The following is an 18,640-nucleotide window of genomic DNA, read 5'->3' on the forward strand; positions in this document are numbered from 1 at the left end:
AACAATCCACATCGCCGCCATCAACGAGTGGCTACGCCATTGAAACAGGCCCTAGCCGCTGCTCGCTGCGCCTGCGCCTCGTTGACCGCGTCGACCAGGGCCGCGGGATCCACACCTGCACCGATGGCCGCCCGGAACCGTTCGAGCCTCGCCTCCGCATCGGCGAGCCGCTGCCGGGCGACCTCGCGTCCAGACGTCGCTCCCTCGCCACCCTGGGATGCGACCAACGCCGCCACGGTCCGGTCGACGTTGTCGCAAGCGAACAGGCCGCCCAGCCACGTGTTGACGGCGTCCCTCAGCGGCTCCTCCCGCAGATAGACCGAAGGCGGGTGTTCCGCCAGCGCCGGCGAGCCGGGCGCGAGGGTCCGTGCCGGACACCGGTAGTACATGCCGTGCTTGCGCGGGCTCGCTTCCATCTTCCGCTGGCAGTACGCGCACCGGATTCGACCACGGAACAGGTACGACCTCCGCGTGGGCCGGTCACTCCGCTCAGCCTTGCGAGCAGTCCGCAACCCGCCGGCCCCCTTCGACCTCCTCAACAACTGGGCTTGGGTGAAGTCCTCGACCGACACGATCGCCGGGTGCGCCGGAAGCCGGGACCGAACGACGCGATCTGGTGCCGACCGTCGGAACCGCGTGACGTGCCCAGCGGCCACGTCGTCCGGGTCCAGCAACGTCTCGTGCTTCGTCCAGCGCCCGAAGAACGCGTAGCCCGTGTACCGCGGGTTCTCCAGGATCGACCGCACCGTACTTCCCTGCCAGCCGTCCGCCAGCCGGTGCCGGTTCTGATCCGGTCGGCGAGCAGACGGACACGGGATCCGATCACGATTGAGGCCGTTGGCGACCGCACGATCACCCTTGCCGCTGAGGTACTCCGCGAAGATCCGTCGCACCGCTTCGGCCGACGCCTCGTCGATGTCCAGCACCCGCAGCCGGTACCCCTCGGCCGCCTTCCGCGGATTCGGATGCGGCCCACCGTCCACCACCTTGTACCCGTACGGCGCCCGGCCGCCCTGATGCCGCCCCTCGTTGATCACCTGGGCGTCCATGGCTGCCCGCACCCGCGCCTGGACGTGCTGCCGCTCGGACTCGCTCATCCCGCCGAGCACGCTCATCAGCATCTTGTGCGACGGATTCCGCGCATCGAACTTCCCGCCCAGCTCCGGCACCCACAGGTCAACCCCATACGCCGCGAACTTCGGAGCGACCAGCGAGAACTGGTTCCCGAACCAGCACCGCGTCCCCTCCCCCACGACCACCGCCCGCCACCGTCGGCCCGGGTCCTTCAGCGCCTTCAGCAGCCGGCTCGCCGCCTCCCGCCGCTCCCACGGCACCGACCGCGACTGTCCGACGTCGAAGAACTCCGCGACCACGCTCCCGCCGAGCGGCTCGACGAACTTCCGCGCGTTGCTCAACTGCCAGCCGTGCGAGGTCTCCGGATCCTGGTTGTCCTCCGTCGAGCACCGGCCGTAGAAGGCCACCGGGCCGATGCCCTCATCCACCGGCTCACCGACCTCGACGCCCAGCAAGTCATCGAGCGTCGCCCACGGGTCGTGGTTGATTTCAGCAGTCATCGATCCCCTCTCGCCGGGGCCATCCAGGGCCTCGACCTCAGCCAGCTCGATCAGTATGGCAAGCAGTATGGCGCTAGCTTTCCTATTCAGGCTAGGGAGTTGGTCGGGGACGCGGACGATCACGTGGTCATCGAGCGCGCCCATCGTCAACTCGGGTCCGGGTCGGCGCCGCTCTTGATTTCATCAATCGCCGCTCGCAGATCCGCAGTGCGGTATCCACGGACTCGCCGCAGCTCACCGTCCTCCGAGGGCACGTAATGCCTGGTCGGCCTGCACCCCAGCTCGCCCATCTGACGCCCGAAGCCGGTTGCTTCGACCTCCAGCGCCTCCACGAGCTCCGCGGTCGGCACGAACTCGCGTTCCTCAAGTTCCTCACCGAGGTACTCGACGACGGACGCGAGCGGTTCGGGCAGCTCGGATCGACCAGTGCCCCCGCCGAGCGCCATCACAACCGCGGTCGAGTCGATCGACCGGCGAGAGTCGTCCCCCGCCGCGTGCCCAGTCAGGGTGCCGGCCGCCTCCCGCAGTGCTCGACCACGGGCACAGATCGCCTGCCAGTCCTGGTTGCCCATGTAGTACGTCCACACCGTCATCGCGAGCGACTCGCTCCCGGCGTCCATGTCTCCGTCCGGCCGGAGAATGCCCACCCCCTTGTGGCTCGGCAGGAGCGCGGATGCGTCGTACCCGCGGGTGTTCATCTGCTCGCCCAGCACGATGTTCGAGTCCCGCCAGTCCATCACCCGCAGAGCGAACCGCGAGCCGAGCACCGACCGCAGCCGCGAGGGAATCGTCTGCGAATCCGGCCGCTGCGTCGCGAGCACGACGACGATCCCGGCCGCCGGCCCCTTCCGCGCGAGGTAGGCCAGCAGATCGGCGACATGCTCGCCAATGGCGATCTTCTTCGCCCCGACCTCGATCTTCGCGGGGTTCTCGAGGAACACCTGGACCTCGTCGATGATCACCGCGGTGATCGGCATGTCCAAGCCGGGATCACGCGAGATTCCAGGAGTGATCTTGGACTCCGGGCAGACCTCATCGTCCAGGGCGGCCATCCGCTGGTATCGCGCCTGCACCTCGACGACCAGCTCAAGCAGGTGATCCCGCACAGCTTGGACATCCGGCAGGCCGTCTCCGCACACGAACCGGTGCGCCACCTGCTCGGCCGCCTTCCAGTCCTTACCGCCCTTCCCGTCGAACACGTACAACCGGGAATGCGGGTCGAGAATCAGTCCCGCCGCAGCCAGCCGCGCAGCCATCGTCTTGCCCTGTCGCGGAATCGCCCCGACCAGGAGCGACGTCCAGACCAACGGCAGGTCGATCCGGCGCCGCCGCGCGTCCACACCGAACGGAATCGGCTGCCACGCATCCCACCACTCGGCCTCGACCAGCGGAGTCCTCCTCGGCGGACCGGAATACGGGTCCTCATCAGCAACCCAGAGGAACACCCGCCCGGCGTGGCCGCCCCGGCCGCGGACCCGCTCGACGATCAACTGGACCTCGTCGACGGCCAGCGCGGACGCGAGCGCGTCCCGGTGCTTGATCACGTCCGCGGCCTTCCGCGTAGCCGGAAGGTCGATCGTGATCGCCCAGCCGTCGCCGACACGCCGGGCTCGCTCGACCAGCCGGAGCGTCTCGTCCTTGCCGATCAGTTTCGCGTCCCGGAAGGCGTCGACCAGCACCTGCGGATCCATCGTCCACGCCAACGCCCGCGGACCGGGCAGGACGGTCTTGCGCCCCGGCGCTCCCTCCTTCCGGCGTCCGGCTACCGCCAGTACGACAGCTGCCACCGCGCCCGCGCCCCACAAGGCCACCGAACCGTAGAGCAGGTAGGCGACGAGCAACCCCGAGGCGACAGCGGCCACCACCGCTCCACTCACCTTCCACCGGAAGAGCGTGAGCGCCCGGATCTCCACGAACTTGTCCGCCAGCTTCTCGGACTTTTCAGCTGCCTCCCGGTAGTCGTGGACGCGAACCCACTTCCGCCACACCCGGAACATCAACACGGCACCGCGACCAACCGCGGAAGCGAATCGGAAGGGCAGCCGGATCAGCAGAGCGATCACGGCACGGACCGCGCGCCTGAACTCCTGCCGAGACGTCAGCCAAGCCGGGCGGCGCCAGCGGGAGCCGCCACCAACACTGATCGGTGATTCCTCATCGACCAACTCCGCGTCGAACACCGGCGCGGCCCGCTCGACCTCGTGCCCGGCGTTGGGTGCCTCAGCCATGCGCACCCTCCGCCCGCAACTCGGCCGCAAGGCGAGAAGACAGACCGCGCGAACACCCGGTCACCTCACGAACCCAAGCCGGTGTCACCACCGTCTCCGGCGTCCTGGCAGCCCGCGCCATCGCGAGGTACTCCGCGGACGACGTCCGCACGCCGCGCGGGCGAGCCGCCTCCTCGGCAAGCGAGGACTCCGAATACATCGCGGCCCCCAGCTTGTCCCGCAGATCCGTGACGGCCTCAGCCGCCACGAACACCACCAACGGAGGTACCGAGTGCAGCACGACCTGCGCCGGCGACCGGTCCACGAACGCCTCCCAGGTGTTCATGACGTAGGTCGCGCCGAGCGTGAACCACTTGGCTCCCCGTGCCCAGCCACCGGTCCGGATGCCGTATCGGGACGTCACCTGCTCCGCGCGCAGCACGGCCAGCAACACCAGGGAGACCATCGGGTCGAGCAACCACGCACCGCACCACCGGAGCGACCATGCGGGCGCGCCGGCGGCCGCGAACTGCTGAACGTTGGTCATCGTGAACGCGAGCCCCAGCAGGATTCCGGTCCAGCACAACCGGTCGACCTGCCGAGCGACTCGCTCGAGCGGCTCCATCACCGGCGACCTCCCCGCCGCCGCGGAGTGTCCTCCATCGTGACCGTGAGCGCGCGAGTGATCGTGTACGACGCGAACAGGGCCGGCACCCCGAGGACCACGAGCAGGAGCCCGATCCCCCGCCCGTAGGTGATCGCCACCCACTGCACCGCGACGATCAGGGCCGCGTTGAACAGAACCCGGCCGGCCAACGACGCGAACCGTGCGCCAGTCCGGGCCGCGTCCGCCGCCGCTCGCGCTCGCCGCGCCCCCGACCGCCACACGAACAGCAGCACGCAGAGAACTCCCACGCCGGCCAAGATCTGAACAGGCGTCAGGCTGACGTTCCCCATCAGGCCTCGCCTCCCCGCCGGCCGGCGCGGTCACCACGCTGCAGCCAGAACCGGTGCAACTCCCGGCGGTCGTCCTCGCACATCCCGCCCCAGATGCCCAGCGTCTGCTCTCCGCCGGAGCGCAGCTCGAGCTCCAAGCACTCGTCGAGTACCGGGCACCCGGCGCAGAACGCCGACGCCAGTTCCCGGTCAGGCAGCTCCATTCCAGACGGTTCTGGCGGTTCAGCCTCCCCGGAGCGCCAGAAGCAGAGCCCGTCACGCCTCACGATGCGGTCGAGCGTGGGCGTGGGGACCCAACGCAACCGGTCCAGCTGCCACGCCAACTCGACCAGGAGGAGATCAGTCATCCGACGCCTCCGACCGTCGGGCGGCCGAGGAGCTTGATCAACGCCGGGGCGGGGATCACGAGGCGACCATTGCGCCTCTCCGCGCGCAGCGTGCCGAGCCGGATCGCGCGGTGAATACGCGGCTCACCGACTCCCAGCATCGAAGCGGTCTGAGAAATCGTGTAGTACGCCGGGCGGCCGGCGCGAGTAGCGATACGCATTGAGAAGTCCTTCGAGTCGTTGATTTCAGCCATAGACAGCTGATTTCAATAGCGAATGGGCGCACTTTTCCAGCGCGCCGCCAAAGAAGCGCCGCGTTACGCCGCGGTATGGAGCGGAACCGCTAACCTCGTCGCCGAGGCGGAGCGCGGAGGAAGAGGAATCGGTGTCGGAGGACTGGGCGGCAGTCGCCAAGGCCATCAACGACCGGGTCAACGAACTCGGGTGGCTTCAGCGCGAGCTCGCCAAACGCTCGAACGTGTCGCAAGCGGTCGTGCGGGAGATCCAGCACCACGTCGTGGAGCGACGCAGGAGCCCCCGAACCCTGGAGTCCCTCTCCGTCGCCCTCGGCTGGCACCCCCAGCACCTGGACGCGGTGCTGCACGGACGCCGGCCGCCCGAACTCCATGAGCCGGTCACGGATCGCGGCGACACTTTGTGGACGCGCCTCGAGCAACTCGAACGTCAGATGAGTGAGATCATCGACCGTCTCGACGCCTTGCAGACCGACGTCGCGACCGTGCTCAAGCACGTCCGCCCGAAGCGGTAGCCCGATGGTTTTCCGTTTCCGGAAGTCGTTGTTTTCCATGCCTGTAATTGCACTGGAAATCGACCTCGCGTCCCATGCACATCCAGTGCCGCCCGAGTGCACGACCAGTGCAGGTTCACTGCACAAGACGAGTTCGGGAGCACGATGAGCCTGCTCGACGGCTGGACCGGCGCGACGGCGTGCGCGCTTCAGTCGGCGCTGCGACTCAGCAACGAGGCGTTTGCCGAACACCTCGGGATTGGGGTTCGCACCGTTGCTTCCTGGCACCAAAAGCCGACGCTGCGTCCGAAATCGGAAATGCAGCAGCTCCTCGATACTGCGCTGGAGCAAGCGTCGCAGCCGGCGCAGGAGCGTTTCGCGGCCTTGACCAACTCCGGATCTTCACGGCCGACATCCGAGGCTGAGCAGCGCTTGGGCGCCGATCCGCACATCGGTGCCGCGCTCGACTGGCTGGACCGCCACGCCCGGCGAGCGCCGGGCACGAGTCGCCGCGACGTAGCTGACCGGCTCGCCAGGGTGGACGTCCGCGAACTCGAAGACCGCGGGAACCGCCGGGGCAGGGTGCGTCAACGCGACGTCGCTCGCGCCCTCGCCAACTACTACCGCCATCTCCCGCAGGGCTACGGCTGCTACTCCGCATTTCACGACGGGGGCGATTCAGCGACGACCATCCTCACGTCCACGACCTGGCTGGACCTCGACTGCGCCCTCACCCCGCACAATGATCAGGTTCAGCTCGCCGACACCGGCGCACAGGATGAGAGTCTCGACGAGGAAGCCGCCGGCCACGCCGCACAACGACTCGCCGAGACGCTCGCGCTCGGCATCCGCCTCGTGGACATGCCGCTCTACCGGCTCATCTCGGCCGACGTCCGGAAAGGCACCCTCGGGGGATCAGCCGCCATCACCGAGTTCGTCCGCTACGCCCTGACAATGGACTTGCTCGAAGGCGAACTCATCGACACGCTCGCCGCGGGCGGGGAGGTCACCCCGGAAACATCTCCCCTCCGGCACCGCTACCTGCCTGACGCCGGGTCCGTGCTCGACCTCTCCAACCGGCTCTGTGCGGGCGGAACTCTCGCGCTCACCGCCATCGCACGCCCAGCCGACCCGTTCCGCGGTCCGGCTGACTACCTGCTGCTCGTGCAAGAGCGCTCCGGCCGAGTCGTCAACGCCGCGCGTCAGCTGGCCGTGATCCCCAAGGGCTTCCACCAGCCGATGACGGACTACCGGGCCGACACCCGAATCGGCGCGACGCTGCGGCGCGAGATGGAAGAGGAACTCTTCGGCCGCGACGACATCGACAACACGCTCGGCCGGCAACGCGCCGCCGACCCGATGCACCCGAGCCGCTTGTCAGAGCCGATGCGCTGGCTGACGGAGGCACCGGACCGGCTCCGGATGGAGTGCACCGGCTTCGGCCTCAACCTGATCAGCGGAAACTTCGAGTTCGCCGGCCTGATCGTGATCGAGGACGAGGAGTTTTGGAGGCGCTTCGGCGGGCGGGTCGAAGCCAACTGGGAGTCCTCCGCGCTGCGGCAGTACTCGAGCCTCGACCGTCGGCTGCTGACCGAGCTGATCAGCGATGTAGCGTGGAGCAACGAAGGGCTGTTCGCCCTGCTCCAGGGGCTGCGTCGGCTCGCGCAGATCGGCGGGGAGCGGGTGAGCCTGCCGGAGATCGAGTGGGAGGTCTAGTGGGCAGCAACTGGTACCGCGGCAACGCCAACGACGACGGCGATGCCAACCGCGGCTGGCTGCTCGGCCACTTCATCGAACCCGCTGACGACGTCCGCTCGAGCAAGGACGTCGAGGTCAAATGGGGTGTCCACCCCGCCAGCGACAAGCGCGCCGAGTGGACCAAGGACGACCAGCGGACCACGCTCCTCCTGTTGGTGCAGGGCACGTTCCGGATCGACCTCACCGAGGGCAGCACGGTCATGCAGCGCCAGGGCGACTACGTCGTCTGGGGTCCGGGCATCGATCACTCCTGGGAAGCCCTCACCGATGCGGTCGTGGTCACCGTCCGCTGGCCCTCAGCCACGTAGGACCTCGACCGCGGGCAGGTCGACGCGCTTCCCGCCGATCTCGCGCAACCGCCGCACGCCCTGCAGGAAGGCGAAGAGACCCTCGTTGCACCATGACTCGTCGCTGATCAGCTGCGTGATCAGCTCTTTGTCGAGGCTCGAGTAGATCCGCATACCGCCGGTCTCCCAATTCGCCTCGACCTGACCGCCGTAGCGAGCCCAGAACTCATCGTCCTCGATCACGATCAGGCTGGCGAACTCGTAGTTGCCGCTCACGAGGTTGAACCCGAAGCCTGTGCATTCCATCCGCAACCGATCGGGTCCGTCGGCCAGCCAGCGCATCGGCTCAGACAACCGCGACGGGTGCATTGGTGCCGCGGCTCGGTGCGGGCCGGCGGTGCCGTCGACGTCTCCCCGCCCGAACAGCTCCTCCTCCATCTCGCGAAGCAACGTCGCACCGATCGAGGTCTCACCGCTGGCGTCGACCAACGGCTGGTGGAAGCCCTTCGGAATGACCGAGAGCCGACGCGCGGCGTTCACAACTTGGTCGGATCGTTCCTGAACCAGCAGGGCGTAGTCGGCCGGGCCACGGTACGGGTCGGCCGGCCGCGCGATGGCACACAGGGCGAGCACGCCTCCCGCGCACAAGCGCTCGTTGAGTTCGTGAACGGCCTCGAGGTCCGGCAGGTCCCGGTCCCGCATTGGCAGCGAGCCCTGCTGGGTAGGTCCGCCGGCCGTCAGCTGGTCGACGAGCTCGGCCTCGAGCAAGTCGGCCGACAGGGCATAGTTCATGAACGACGTCAAGCCGACCACACCTGACACCGAGCCACGGTTCACCTCGACATCGAGCAGCCGGTACAGCGGAGCTTCCACGAGCCGCACATGAAGGGCTTTGGCATCGGCCAGCCGCTCAGCGGCAGCCTCAGCGTCTGACGACTCCGGCTCGCCCGCATCGTGTGCGAGCCGGAGGTGAACGCCTGCCGGAGAGCACGAGAGATCGAGCCAATCCGCTCGGGTGCAGACGCTGGTCCGGACAACGCTCCCAGCACTCCGGACCTGATAAAGCTCGTCTTCGGCGCCGTAGTACTCGGCGAGCGCATCCGCAACACGCGAACGCCCCACGCGGCTTCGGCGCACCTGCCGATCCGCCAAGTCGGTCTTGCTCATACTGAGACCCCGCTCGATCACCAACCGCTTGGCCTCGTCGGTGCCCCCTCGCTCTCGGTCACCCGTATGCGGTTGTTCGCCAGGCCTACCGAGCAACTCGTCCGCGCTGATTTCGAAAATCCGCTCCAGCAGCCGCGCGGTCGCCGGCCGCAGCGGACCGAGCGGCCGGCCGTTCGGCCCCTTTCCCGCCATCAACCGCTTCAAGTGACGAACGCTGAGCGTCCCCGGCTCGCCCCGCTCCCGCGCGAACGTCTCGGCGTACTCGGCGAACTCCTCGAGGGTCATCCGCCGTTCACGGATCTTCTGCTCAAGCACAGTCCGATAGCGAGGCACGCGGAGCTGACACAGAGCCGATTCAACCATGATTTCAGTCTGGCATGCCCGCGCCGACCTGGCGACGATCATCGGCCTGAGCACGCTGAACCATCCGCCGAACACGCGCAATCCGAAGCAGACAGCCCTCACACGGAGCACCCGCGACACCAGTCAACAGCTCGAGCTCCCCCGGCCCGAACTCCACACCACAGAACGCAGCGAGCACCTCCGGCCGGCCGGCCCGCGGCACCCAGACCAGGTGAGCGACGCACTGAGATTCCGCAACCGTGCCACGCACCGGCCGCGCGAGAACGATCACGAGCCCTCACCGGCCCACGCACCACTGATCACCTCGCGAAGCGCAGCCGCCGCTTCGCTCGACAATCTCACCCTCGGACCGCTGACACCGACCTGGATCACGGGTTCCGCCCGCCCAACCAGGATCGGTACAGGACTGCCACCACCCGCCATCCCCTCCAGGACGAGGTACCCCTCGCCACCATCACCGGCTGCCCGCTCTCGCCGAACGATGAAGGTCCCCTTGGCCCGCACCGTCCGCGCGAGGCCACGCTCGCGCAGAATCTCGGTCGCATGACGCGCCGTCCCGAGGGACACGCCGTACTCGCGAGCAAGCCGAACCTCCGAGGGCAGCCGCGCCCCGTCCGCCAACTCGCCGGCCGCGACACGGGCAGCCAAGTGATCAGCCATCGCCTCGTACAGGTATGGCGCATCACCAGCGCCTGGCTCGAACGCCCCAACCGTCACGCGAGCAGTTCCCACCCGGGCATCTCCGCTGACTCGTTCACCCGAACCTTCGGCCACGCGCCGCGAACCCGACGCCTGCTCATCCTCAGCCAACCGCATACCGGAGAGCCTTGCCGCGGCCCACCGCAAGCACGAGGCCCCGAGCGGGCCACGGCCGGGACACGTTGCAGCTGCGTTCAGTAGCCCCATTGAAGCCGTCACTGGGACAAGCAGGACGGGATCTCCGGGCTGTCCCCCCATGGAGCGCGAGTACGGTTATCCCAGGTCACAGCTCTCCAATGGCCCTCCGGCTCGGGATCAAGCACAGGACAGGCGAGCACCTGGCATTTCACAACGATGTGCCGGGCACAGCCCGTGTCGGGCGGCAGATACCGGGAGGTTTACGCGACCGATACGCCCTCACGGCCATCAGGACGCATGCGACAGAACCTCCACGCCTCGCGACCAAGTTGATGCCCTGCGTCGTTAAGTACGTAACTCGGTCACCCGCAACCGGCGTACGCGAAATCGATACCTTCTCGCCCGGGGAGTGTAACGACTGCGCCACCTACGAGCGACTAACTCAACACAGCGAGTCACGGGAAGAAGGTGCGGCGTGGTCGAACTAGGGACGGTCGTCAAGGTTCTGGCCAGCGTAGGCGCAAAACCAGCACTGGAACGCGCGAAACGCCAAGAGAAGGTTGTAGCAACCCTCCGACGTTTCGGACTAGGACCAAAGACTCCGCCACCAGACTTCGACGGCGTGTACATCTACACCTTAATAGAGTATTGCTACGCGCAACCAGAGCCGGTCATACGTTTTTTCCAGAACGAATATATCCGTCAAGCATTTCGTAGATCATTCGAAACCGGCGATCCAAGCTATCTTGACCGCGAAGCTGAAGGAATTATCGAGTGGAACAATGAGACCGGCGAACTGGGCCGCATGGATTACGACTTCCGTCGCGAGTTCGCGGGCTTTACAGCGGTCTTCAACACCCTCGTAGACCGGTGTCGGACAGCCGCAGAAGCTCGCAGTGAGCGGAAGTTGGATGATCTACAACATCAGTTGCGCGATCTACGCGATCAGTTACACAAGCTACCCTCACTGAATGAAGTTCGTGAGCTCATTATTACCCCACAAGAACGTAAACCCTCTGTCGTGATCGAGAACCTGGCCAACAGTCTCCACGGCTGGTTTGAAGCGATCGGTTACAACATCGAGACCGATGACTTGCCCAGCGACGGAGACGAGTTCAACTGGATCATCAATGTACCCACACGCCGACGATACGACCGAGTCGTCATCCTCGGCACCTCCGGGGAGGCTCGAGTTTCAGATGTTGAACGCTTAGTCACCTTAGTTGAACAGAAACGAGCACATGAGGGATGGCTAGTTGTACCTCGGCGAATCAGCGAAGCGGCACAACTAGCTGCAAGCAAAACCGACGGCCTGATAACCTGCTACACATTGGACACCCTTATCGACGAAGGCGCGGACTTCGAACCCTACTTATCCTGGCTAGATCAAGAGGTAAAGAGAAGGGGGATTGACGTCAAATATGTGCCGTTGTATTGTCGCAAAGAAGAATTCGATTCAAGCAACAAACACAGCAAAGCTGTCAGCGTTTACGGCAAAGATCGGGGCGGGTTGGCTGGTTACGTACGCAATTGGCTTGCCGACCCGTCGAAAGAACATCTATCAATACTCGGAGAGTTCGGAACCGGAAAGAGTTGGTTCTGTCTCCGGCTGGCCTGGGAGATCGCGCAACAGTATCGTGAAGCGCGCGCTCTTGGGCTGCCTCGTCCACGCCTACCCCTCCTGGTCCCACTGCGGGACTACGCAAAAGCGGTAAACGTAGAATCGCTGTTCTCGGAATTCTTTTTCCGGAAGCATGAGGTTGACCTTCGAGGATATTCCGCGTTTCAGTATTTAAATCGCACTGGGCGACTACTACTTATTTTCGACGGTTTTGACGAGATGGCCGCGAGGGTTGATCGACAAGCCATGGTCAACAATTTTTGGGAGCTAGCACGCGTTGTGGAACCTGACGCAAAGGTTCTACTGACGTGTCGCACTGAGCATTTTCCCGAAGACAAGGAAAGCCGTGATCTTCTGAGCGCTCGACTCAAAGCATCAACGCAATCTCTGACCGGAGAGCCGCCACAGTTTGAGGTAGTTGACTTGATTCCGTTCGATAAAGAGCAGGTAAGAGAGGTGCTCTCCCACCTTGCGGATAAAAAAACTGTCGACGTCGTGATGAGCAACTCGGAACTACTCGATCTCATGCGCCGACCAGTAATGTCCGAAATTGTCTTGGACGCCTTGCCGGAAATATCTGAAGGGAGCGCCATCGATCTCGCACGCGTCTATCTTTACGCCGTGCGGCGCAAAATGTCACGGGACATTCAAGCCGAGCGAACGTTCACCGCGATGGCTGACAAACTCTTCTTCCTGTGCGAACTTGCGTGGGAAATGCTCGTCACGAACACGATGAGCATGAACTACAGAGCATTTCCGGACCGAATTCGGACTTGCTTCGGCAAAGTAGTGCAAGAGCAAAAAGATCTAGATCACTGGCATTACGACATGCTCGGCCAGTCGATGTTGATCCGGAACGCTGAAGGCGACTACACGCCGGCTCACAGATCCCTTTTGGAGTTCTTTGCCGCCTACAAGCTTGCAGCGGAACTAGGAATCTTGCATCCCGACTTCCTGGAGATGGCTACCGAGGCCGACAACAATGTAGCGACGGAGATTACTGCAAGCTGGTCAAGCTATTTCAACAAAGAACCGTCGACGCGCCGCTTCGAGAAGATCGTGAAGTTTGAAAGCGAGGATATACGGCGCCTCTCAACAACGTTTGGAATTCGGAAACTTGATTCCGCCGTACGAGACTTGATGGTCCCAATGATTCACGCAGATTTAGCGGCGAAACGGTTGCTCGACCTAATTCTCGACACCCGACACGAGGAGGCAGAGAGCACCGGATATACAGGCGGAAACGCCGCTACCGTGTTGGCAAGGATCGATCGCACGGCCCTGAGAGGACAGGACTTACATGGAGTCGACCTCCGGGGCGCGGAGTTGGACCTCCGCAAGAACCAGCAATGCGACCTCACGAACGCCAACCTTCGTCACGCAGATCTACGCGAGACCGACCTTGAGAATGTTATCTTCATCGGCGCCGACCTAACGGGTTCGAATCTTGAACGTTGTTGGTATATCGGCCGAGAGAATGCATCACCGCTGTCGCTCGCAGTCGAGTATAAGAACGGCGGAAGATTTTACGTCGGCCTGAGTACCGGCGGGGTTCTACGCTGGGAAAACGGCGATTTATCAGGCGCCGTCGAGAAAGTTCTAACTTACGACGCAAGCATATTTGAAATGGAGTTAATCAAAGGCGTCTCGCGACTGGCGGCATTCGCGGACAACGGCCTCTTAATCGTCAATATCGAGTCGCGGACGATCGATTGTCAATTTGAGGACGCTACAGGTTACGCACCACTATACCTACAGAACTACGACGGGTTTGTAATCCAGCGCCCTCAAGTGGCGGATCCCGATCAGGCAAACACGACCTTGTACGACAGAAGTACACTCGAAGAGGTTACCAAATTTGATGCTCCCGCAATCGCGGCTCTCGGCTACTACGTAGAGGAGCTCGACAGGACGATTTTTGATGATGACGAGGGAAACTTACTGACCGCCGAATGCAAAGACGGAAATATTGAGTTTGCCGTACGCGGCAAGATCGACTTTGAGAGCGCATTCGGATCGACGAACTTAGATGTCATCCTTGCCGGCTCACTTATATTGGGAGCGCAGGTTGAACGAGACAAATTGACTGTCGCGGCTTTCGAATTGGACGGTACACTGTATCGAAAATTCGAGTTAAATGCACTGGCACCGGAGACAGAGTTCCATTTCGGATTCATCGGACGCCGTTGGGGAATTCGAGCCGACAACGCGCTGATCCTCAGCGCGGGGGATAGCCTGAGGGCTTTTGCAGCAGATAGTGGCTCCTCGATATGGTGCGACAGTGACGCTATCGAGGTTCAGGATATGGTGCTCTTGCCGGATAAAAGTCGCTTCATGTCCGTCAGTAGATATGGCGAGGTCGCCATCAGATCAGTCCTTACCGGCGAAGTGATAAGCAGAACTTCGACCGCAGCCGGATTCGCGGGCGCCAGATTTAGTCGGAACAGCGGCTTAAGTGATCCAGTGCTACGTGCGATTGAACTGGGCGGTGCGGTCATTGTGGACAATTGACAGTGAACGAAATTCAGGCTGACTGGCAGAGCCGCACGCAGCGCACTGCGTATGGTTCAGGATTGGGAAGGTAGGCGACCCGGACCGCATACGGCCACCGCTCGCCCGAAGCTGGCGGCCCTGCAGGTTACGCCGCGTGGCAATCTGCCCGCCCAGATCCTGCGGCTGCTGAACGCCGAGGAGATTGGAGGCGTTTCCGGCCTCGGCATGAGCGCAAGCGCATCAGCGGCGGACTGTCAGCTGGTTGCCGTCGACGATCACCCTCGGCGAGCATCGCCGCAGTCGCAGCCGCTGCGACATCCGGCGGACCAACTGTCATTTGGAAAGGTAAAGGCGTGTGGTTAGTGTGCAACTCCGCCCTCGGACACAACCACTGCGCACACGGATGGTTGGGGCTGGGTTTCAGCCACCACCATCCGTGTTGTTTCGTTGTAGGTCAGTTTCAGGCCGAGCTGTCGGTAGACCTCCAGCTTGTCGCCCGGGTCCGCGTCGCGCAGCACTTGGAGCAGCCCGCCCATCGCGTCCACCAGCTGACGAATCTCCGCGGCGGTCATTCTCCGGTCCGCCACCGCGCGGGCGTCCGAGGCGGCCAGCTGCGCCTCCAGCACCGCCTTCTCCTGCTGCACCTGCCTGGTCCACTTGGCCACGAGCGCCGGGTCGGTGCCGGCTTCGAGCGCGGCCTAGTGCCGGGCGAGTTTCCGGTCGCACTCCGCCAGCGCCCGGCGCGTCTCGGCGCCAGCGGAAGCGTGATCCGGCTGCGACTCCTCCATCGCGGTGAGCGACCGTTCGATGTTGCCGGGCGCGAACACCTGGGCCAGCCAGGTGTCGAGCGGCTCCAGCAGCACATCCTCGCGCAGGTGCACCGTCAGGGGATGGTCGAGCCGGTTGGCCAGGGCGTACTCGTTCGGGTAGCGGCAGCGGTAGTGGGCCCGCTCGCGGATCCAGTTGCCCTGCATGCGCCGTCCGCAGCTCTCGTGGAACAGCAGGCCCTTGAGCGCATAGGGATGCTTCTTCCGCTCGGTCACCCGGCCCGTCGACCGCGGCCCACGTCACGCCAGACGGGCCCGCACCTGCTCGAAGGTCTCCCGGCTGATCAGCGCCGCATGGACCTTCTGGTCGGAAGACCCACTGGTCCCGTGGATTCCACGCCAGCCTGGTCCGATGCCCAAGCCCCACATCCTCGACATCGATCACGGACTCCTGCTTGCGCTGCTTGTTCCACACCTCGTGACCGGTGTAGCGCGGATTGGTCAGGATCGTCCGGACGGCGCTCTTCGACCACGCCACCCCCGACCTGTGCTGATTTCGGCCACGGTCATAAGCGGACGGGCACGGAACCCCACCGGCCGTGAGCCGTTGGGCGATCGCGAAGACACCGATCCCCGACAGGTACTCGTGAAAGATCCGCTGCACGACCGGCGCCGTCTTCGGATCCGGCTCGAGCCGATGCAGCCGCTTGCCATCGCCCGCCTTCGCCGGGTTCGGATGCGGACCGGCATCAGCCAGCTGATAGCCGTAAGGAGGGCGGCCACCCAGGTAACGGCCCTCCACCTGGGCCTGCGCCGCCATCGCCGACCGCACCCGGACCTTGATCCTGGTCCGCTCCCCCGACCTCCGGCACCCACAACCCCACCCCGTAATGCGCAAAAACCGGAAACGTCAATCCGTACTGATTGCCGTAAAACGCCCGCTGCGGCTCCCCGACCACCACCGCCTCGAAACCGCGATCCCGCCTCTTGAGCACCTCAAGCAATCGAGCAGCCTCCGGCCGCCGCTTCCACGGAATCGATCGGGACTGCCCCACATCGAAGAACTCCACGACGATCTCCCCGTGTCGCTCGACCAAGGCCCCGCGCCCGCGCCAACTGCCAGTTCCGCCGATCTGCGTGGCCGGGTTCCGGGGATCGCCCACCCGCAGTGCATGGGCCTGCTCCACGAAGCGGTCGACGAACTCGTCGTGCACCGATGCGTCCACGATGACCCGGTTGGTGGCCATGCAGATCTGACCCTGGTGGTAGTAGCTGCCGAACACCGCGCATTCCACGGCGCGCTCGAGATCGGCGTCGTCGAGGATCACCAGTGGGCCGTTGCCGCCCAGCTCCAGAGACAGCCGCTTGATCCCCGCCTTCGCGATGATCCCCCGCCCCGGCCGGCTACCCGGCCTCTTCGAAGATCTTGGCCAGGAACAGCCCTCCCGTCACCGGGGTGTCTTCGGCTGGCTTGATCACGACGGCGTTGCCCAGTGCCAGCGCGGGCGCCACCACGGGCTGATCACGGTGACTACCCCGGCGGGCCGGCGGTAGACGCGGTTCTCCTTGTCCGGCACGTCGGAATCGGTGGTGACGACCACCTCCTCGGTGTGCCGCACCGCGGCGGCCGTGACCGCCTGGACGATGCCGACCTCGACAGCCGCCCGGGGCGGGGTCGCGCCGGCCTCCCGGACCAGCCAGTCGACGATCTCCGCCTGCCGCTCACCGATGATCCGCGTCGCCCGCTCGAAAACCGCCGCCCGCTCCCCCGGCGGCGTCGCGGACCACCCGCGCTGCGCCTCCAGCGCCGCGCGGTAGGCGAAGTCGACGTCGCCGTGGTCAGCCAGCATGATCTCGGTGAGCACGTCGCCGGTGTAGGGATCCGAGTCGGTGAGCGGACCGCCGCTTCCGGCACGCCACTCCCCGCCGAGGAACATGCGGTCGAATCCCTGGTACACGACGGGAGGGGGTCGTCTCGGACAGCGGGGCTTCTCATCGGCGGGCTTGAATCGTTACGAGGACAGGCAACACGAAGCGGCGAGGCGGCCGCATCGCACGAACACCTGAGATTGGCTGAGACCGGTCAGTGCCGGGATTCGGCGGTGCGCAGCAACGCCGTGCTCGCGGCGCTGATGACGCAACCCAGTGCCATGTAGATCGCGATCGCCGTGGAGGTCCCGAAGCCGGACAGCAAGGCCGTGGCGATGAAGGGGGCGAACGCGCCGCCGACCATCGATCCGAGCTGGATTCCCAGCGACAGCGAGGAATAGCGGACGCTCGTCGAGAAGGCCTCCGAGAACAGGGCACCCTGCGGGCCGTACATGAGGCTGTGCAGGATGCCGAGCCCGACGACCAGCGCGAGCGTGATGAGCACGAAGGACCCGGTGTCCACCAGGGGCCAGAACACGAACGACCACAGCCCGAGCAGCAGAGCCCCGGCCGCGAAGACGGCGCGCCGGCCGAAGCGGTCCGACAGCAATCCGGCCGCCGGCAGCGCGAAGAGCTCGACAGCCGAGGCGATCAGCACCGCGGTGAGCACGGTGCTCGACGGTAGCCCCAGGATCGCCTTGTTGGTGGCGTAGGCGACCACGAAGGTGATGAACACGTAGTAGGTGAGGTTGATGGCGAGGTAGCACCCGGCCGCCACCAGAATCTGCCGGGGGTGACGGCGGATGGCCTCCAGCACCGGCGAACGCCCGGCGGGACGGTCCTCACTGGAAGAGAACTCGGCAGTCTCCCCGACGCGGAGCTGGATCACCACGGCGAAGGCGACGAGCACGACGCTCGCCAGGAACGGCAGCCGCCATCCCCAGGTCAGGAAGGCATCGCCGGCGAAGAGCGCGGTGACCAGGAGGAACGCGCCGTTGGCGAGCAGCACCCCACCCGGAGCGCCGGCCGAGGCGAAGCTGCCGTAGAAGCCGCGCCGGCGTTGCGGCACGTTCTCCGTGGCGAGCAGGATGACTCCGCCTTGCTGCCCGCCAACCGTGATGCCCTGGATGAAACGCAGCAGTACCAGCAGGACCGGAGCGATGAACCCGACAGAACTGTAGGTCGGCAGCACGCCGATCGCCGTTGTCGTCACTCCCATGGTCACCAGGGCCGTGACGAGGGCCTTCTTGCGGCCCACCTTGTCGCCGATGTGGCCGAAGAGAGCACCACCGAACGGGCGTGCGACGAAGGCGACTCCGAAAGTCGCGAAGGACAGCAGGGTGCTCGTCAGCGGGTCCTGAACGGGAAAGAACAGCTTGGGAAAGACCAGCGCCGCCGCCATGCCGTAGATGAAGAAGTCGTACCACTCGATGCTCGCGCCGATCCACGACGCGAAGGCGACGGTGGCGACGCGCCTGCGGTCCGGCCGTGGCCGGTTCTCCGTTCCGGGCGCGGTTCGGGGCTTGGCGGATGACAACTCTGACATCGCTGGAGACCTCCGGATTCAGGTGATCGGTGAGCGGGGCGGCAGGACCGCGGCGCAGTCAACGGTCGCCGGGCGGGTTCGCGCCAACTATGCACGCCTACACGTTGTTTACGCAATAGG

At 65.1% G+C, this 18,640-nt stretch carries 16 protein-coding genes and 2 pseudogenes; 4 read left to right on the forward strand and 14 right to left on the reverse strand.

Annotated elements, in window-relative coordinates; all coding sequences use genetic code 11:
- Positions 1–20 precede the first annotated feature (20 nt).
- From L2C96_RS33410 to L2C96_RS33435, 6 genes are read right to left on the reverse strand one after another with little or no spacing between them, the layout of a single operon-like run.
- Positions 21–1,718 carry a recombinase family protein gene (locus tag L2C96_RS33410; RefSeq protein WP_237339026.1) on the reverse strand — a complete coding sequence of 566 codons (1,698 nt, stop codon included), beginning with the start codon at positions 1,716–1,718 and terminating at the stop codon, positions 21–23.
- A 2-nt stretch (positions 1,719–1,720) separates the two neighbouring features.
- Positions 1,721–3,802 (reverse strand): P-loop NTPase family protein, encoded by a 2,082-nt coding sequence (locus tag L2C96_RS33415; RefSeq protein WP_237339027.1) that lies wholly within the window; start codon positions 3,800–3,802, stop codon positions 1,721–1,723.
- On the reverse strand, positions 3,795–4,406 hold the full coding sequence (locus L2C96_RS33420) for a hypothetical protein (protein ID WP_237339079.1): 612 nt from the start codon (positions 4,404–4,406) through the stop codon (positions 3,795–3,797). Before L2C96_RS33420 ends, L2C96_RS33415 begins: the two co-directional genes overlap by 8 nt.
- Positions 4,406–4,738 carry a hypothetical protein gene (locus L2C96_RS33425; protein ID WP_237339028.1) on the reverse strand — a complete coding sequence of 111 codons (333 nt, stop codon included), beginning with the start codon at positions 4,736–4,738 and terminating at the stop codon, positions 4,406–4,408. The genes L2C96_RS33420 and L2C96_RS33425 overlap by 1 nt, the downstream gene beginning before the upstream one ends.
- Positions 4,738–5,085, reverse strand: a complete 348-nt coding sequence (locus L2C96_RS33430) for a WhiB family transcriptional regulator (RefSeq protein WP_237339029.1) — start codon at positions 5,083–5,085, stop codon at positions 4,738–4,740. The genes L2C96_RS33425 and L2C96_RS33430 overlap by 1 nt, the downstream gene beginning before the upstream one ends.
- On the reverse strand, positions 5,082–5,318 hold the full coding sequence (locus L2C96_RS33435) for a helix-turn-helix domain-containing protein (RefSeq protein WP_237339030.1): 237 nt from the start codon (positions 5,316–5,318) through the stop codon (positions 5,082–5,084). The genes L2C96_RS33430 and L2C96_RS33435 overlap by 4 nt, the downstream gene beginning before the upstream one ends.
- A 131-nt stretch (positions 5,319–5,449) precedes the next feature.
- Between L2C96_RS33435 and L2C96_RS33440 the strand changes: the two genes are divergently transcribed.
- The 3 genes from L2C96_RS33440 to L2C96_RS33450 all read left to right on the forward strand — a co-directional run bounded on the left by L2C96_RS33440 (position 5,450) and on the right by L2C96_RS33450 (position 7,878).
- Complete coding sequence (locus L2C96_RS33440; RefSeq protein WP_237339031.1) at positions 5,450–5,833, forward strand: XRE family transcriptional regulator; 384 nt, start codon at positions 5,450–5,452, stop codon at positions 5,831–5,833.
- A 144-nt stretch (positions 5,834–5,977) separates the two neighbouring features.
- Positions 5,978–7,528: a transcriptional regulator gene (locus tag L2C96_RS33445; RefSeq protein WP_237339032.1), complete on the forward strand. Its 1,551-nt coding sequence runs from the start codon at positions 5,978–5,980 to the stop codon at positions 7,526–7,528.
- Complete coding sequence (locus L2C96_RS33450; RefSeq protein ID WP_237339033.1) at positions 7,528–7,878, forward strand: signal peptidase I; 351 nt, start codon at positions 7,528–7,530, stop codon at positions 7,876–7,878. Before L2C96_RS33445 ends, L2C96_RS33450 begins: the two co-directional genes overlap by 1 nt.
- On the opposite strand, the gene L2C96_RS33455 is transcribed toward L2C96_RS33450, so the two are convergent.
- Together L2C96_RS33455 and L2C96_RS45250 are read right to left on the reverse strand one after the other, a co-directional pair.
- Complete coding sequence (locus tag L2C96_RS33455; protein ID WP_308191201.1) at positions 7,867–9,507, reverse strand: transcriptional regulator; 1,641 nt, start codon at positions 9,505–9,507, stop codon at positions 7,867–7,869. The two genes, L2C96_RS33450 and L2C96_RS33455, sit on opposite strands and share 12 nt — an antisense overlap.
- 147 nt (positions 9,508–9,654) lie before the next feature.
- Complete coding sequence (locus tag L2C96_RS45250) at positions 9,655–10,203, reverse strand: GntR family transcriptional regulator (RefSeq protein WP_308191202.1); 549 nt, start codon at positions 10,201–10,203, stop codon at positions 9,655–9,657.
- A gap of 496 nt (positions 10,204–10,699) precedes the next feature.
- Between L2C96_RS45250 and L2C96_RS33465 the strand changes: the two genes are divergently transcribed.
- A complete protein-coding gene (locus tag L2C96_RS33465; protein ID WP_237339034.1) occupies positions 10,700–14,356 on the forward strand; it encodes an NACHT domain-containing protein in 3,657 nt (1,218 codons plus the stop codon).
- Between the two features lie 341 nt (positions 14,357–14,697).
- On the opposite strand, the gene L2C96_RS33470 is transcribed toward L2C96_RS33465, so the two are convergent.
- The 6 genes and pseudogenes from L2C96_RS33470 to L2C96_RS33485 form a co-directional block, all read right to left on the reverse strand.
- Entirely contained in the window at positions 14,698–14,982 is a 285-nt protein-coding gene (locus L2C96_RS33470) for a hypothetical protein (RefSeq protein WP_237339035.1), read from the reverse strand.
- 54 nt (positions 14,983–15,036) lie between these two features.
- Positions 15,037–15,381, reverse strand: a complete 345-nt coding sequence (locus L2C96_RS33475; RefSeq protein WP_237339036.1) for a hypothetical protein — start codon at positions 15,379–15,381, stop codon at positions 15,037–15,039.
- 229 nt (positions 15,382–15,610) lie between these two features.
- Positions 15,611–15,925, reverse strand: a pseudogene (locus tag L2C96_RS45410) (recombinase family protein); the annotation flags it as partial.
- Positions 15,855–16,493, reverse strand: coding sequence for an aldehyde dehydrogenase family protein (locus L2C96_RS44800; RefSeq protein WP_308191204.1), 639 nt, complete (start codon positions 16,491–16,493; stop codon positions 15,855–15,857). The gene L2C96_RS44800 and the pseudogene L2C96_RS45410, both read right to left, overlap by 71 nt.
- Before the next feature lie 16 nt (positions 16,494–16,509).
- Positions 16,510–17,042, reverse strand: a pseudogene (locus tag L2C96_RS44805) (aldehyde dehydrogenase family protein).
- 146 nt (positions 17,043–17,188) lie between these two features.
- Positions 17,189–18,520, reverse strand: coding sequence for an MFS transporter (locus L2C96_RS33485; protein WP_272883613.1), 1,332 nt, complete (start codon positions 18,518–18,520; stop codon positions 17,189–17,191).
- Between the last annotated feature and the right edge of the window lie 120 nt (positions 18,521–18,640).

Source organism: Amycolatopsis tucumanensis (assembly GCF_021654135.1).
GTDB classification, from domain to species: Bacteria; Actinomycetota; Actinomycetes; order Mycobacteriales; family Pseudonocardiaceae; genus Amycolatopsis_E; species Amycolatopsis_E tucumanensis.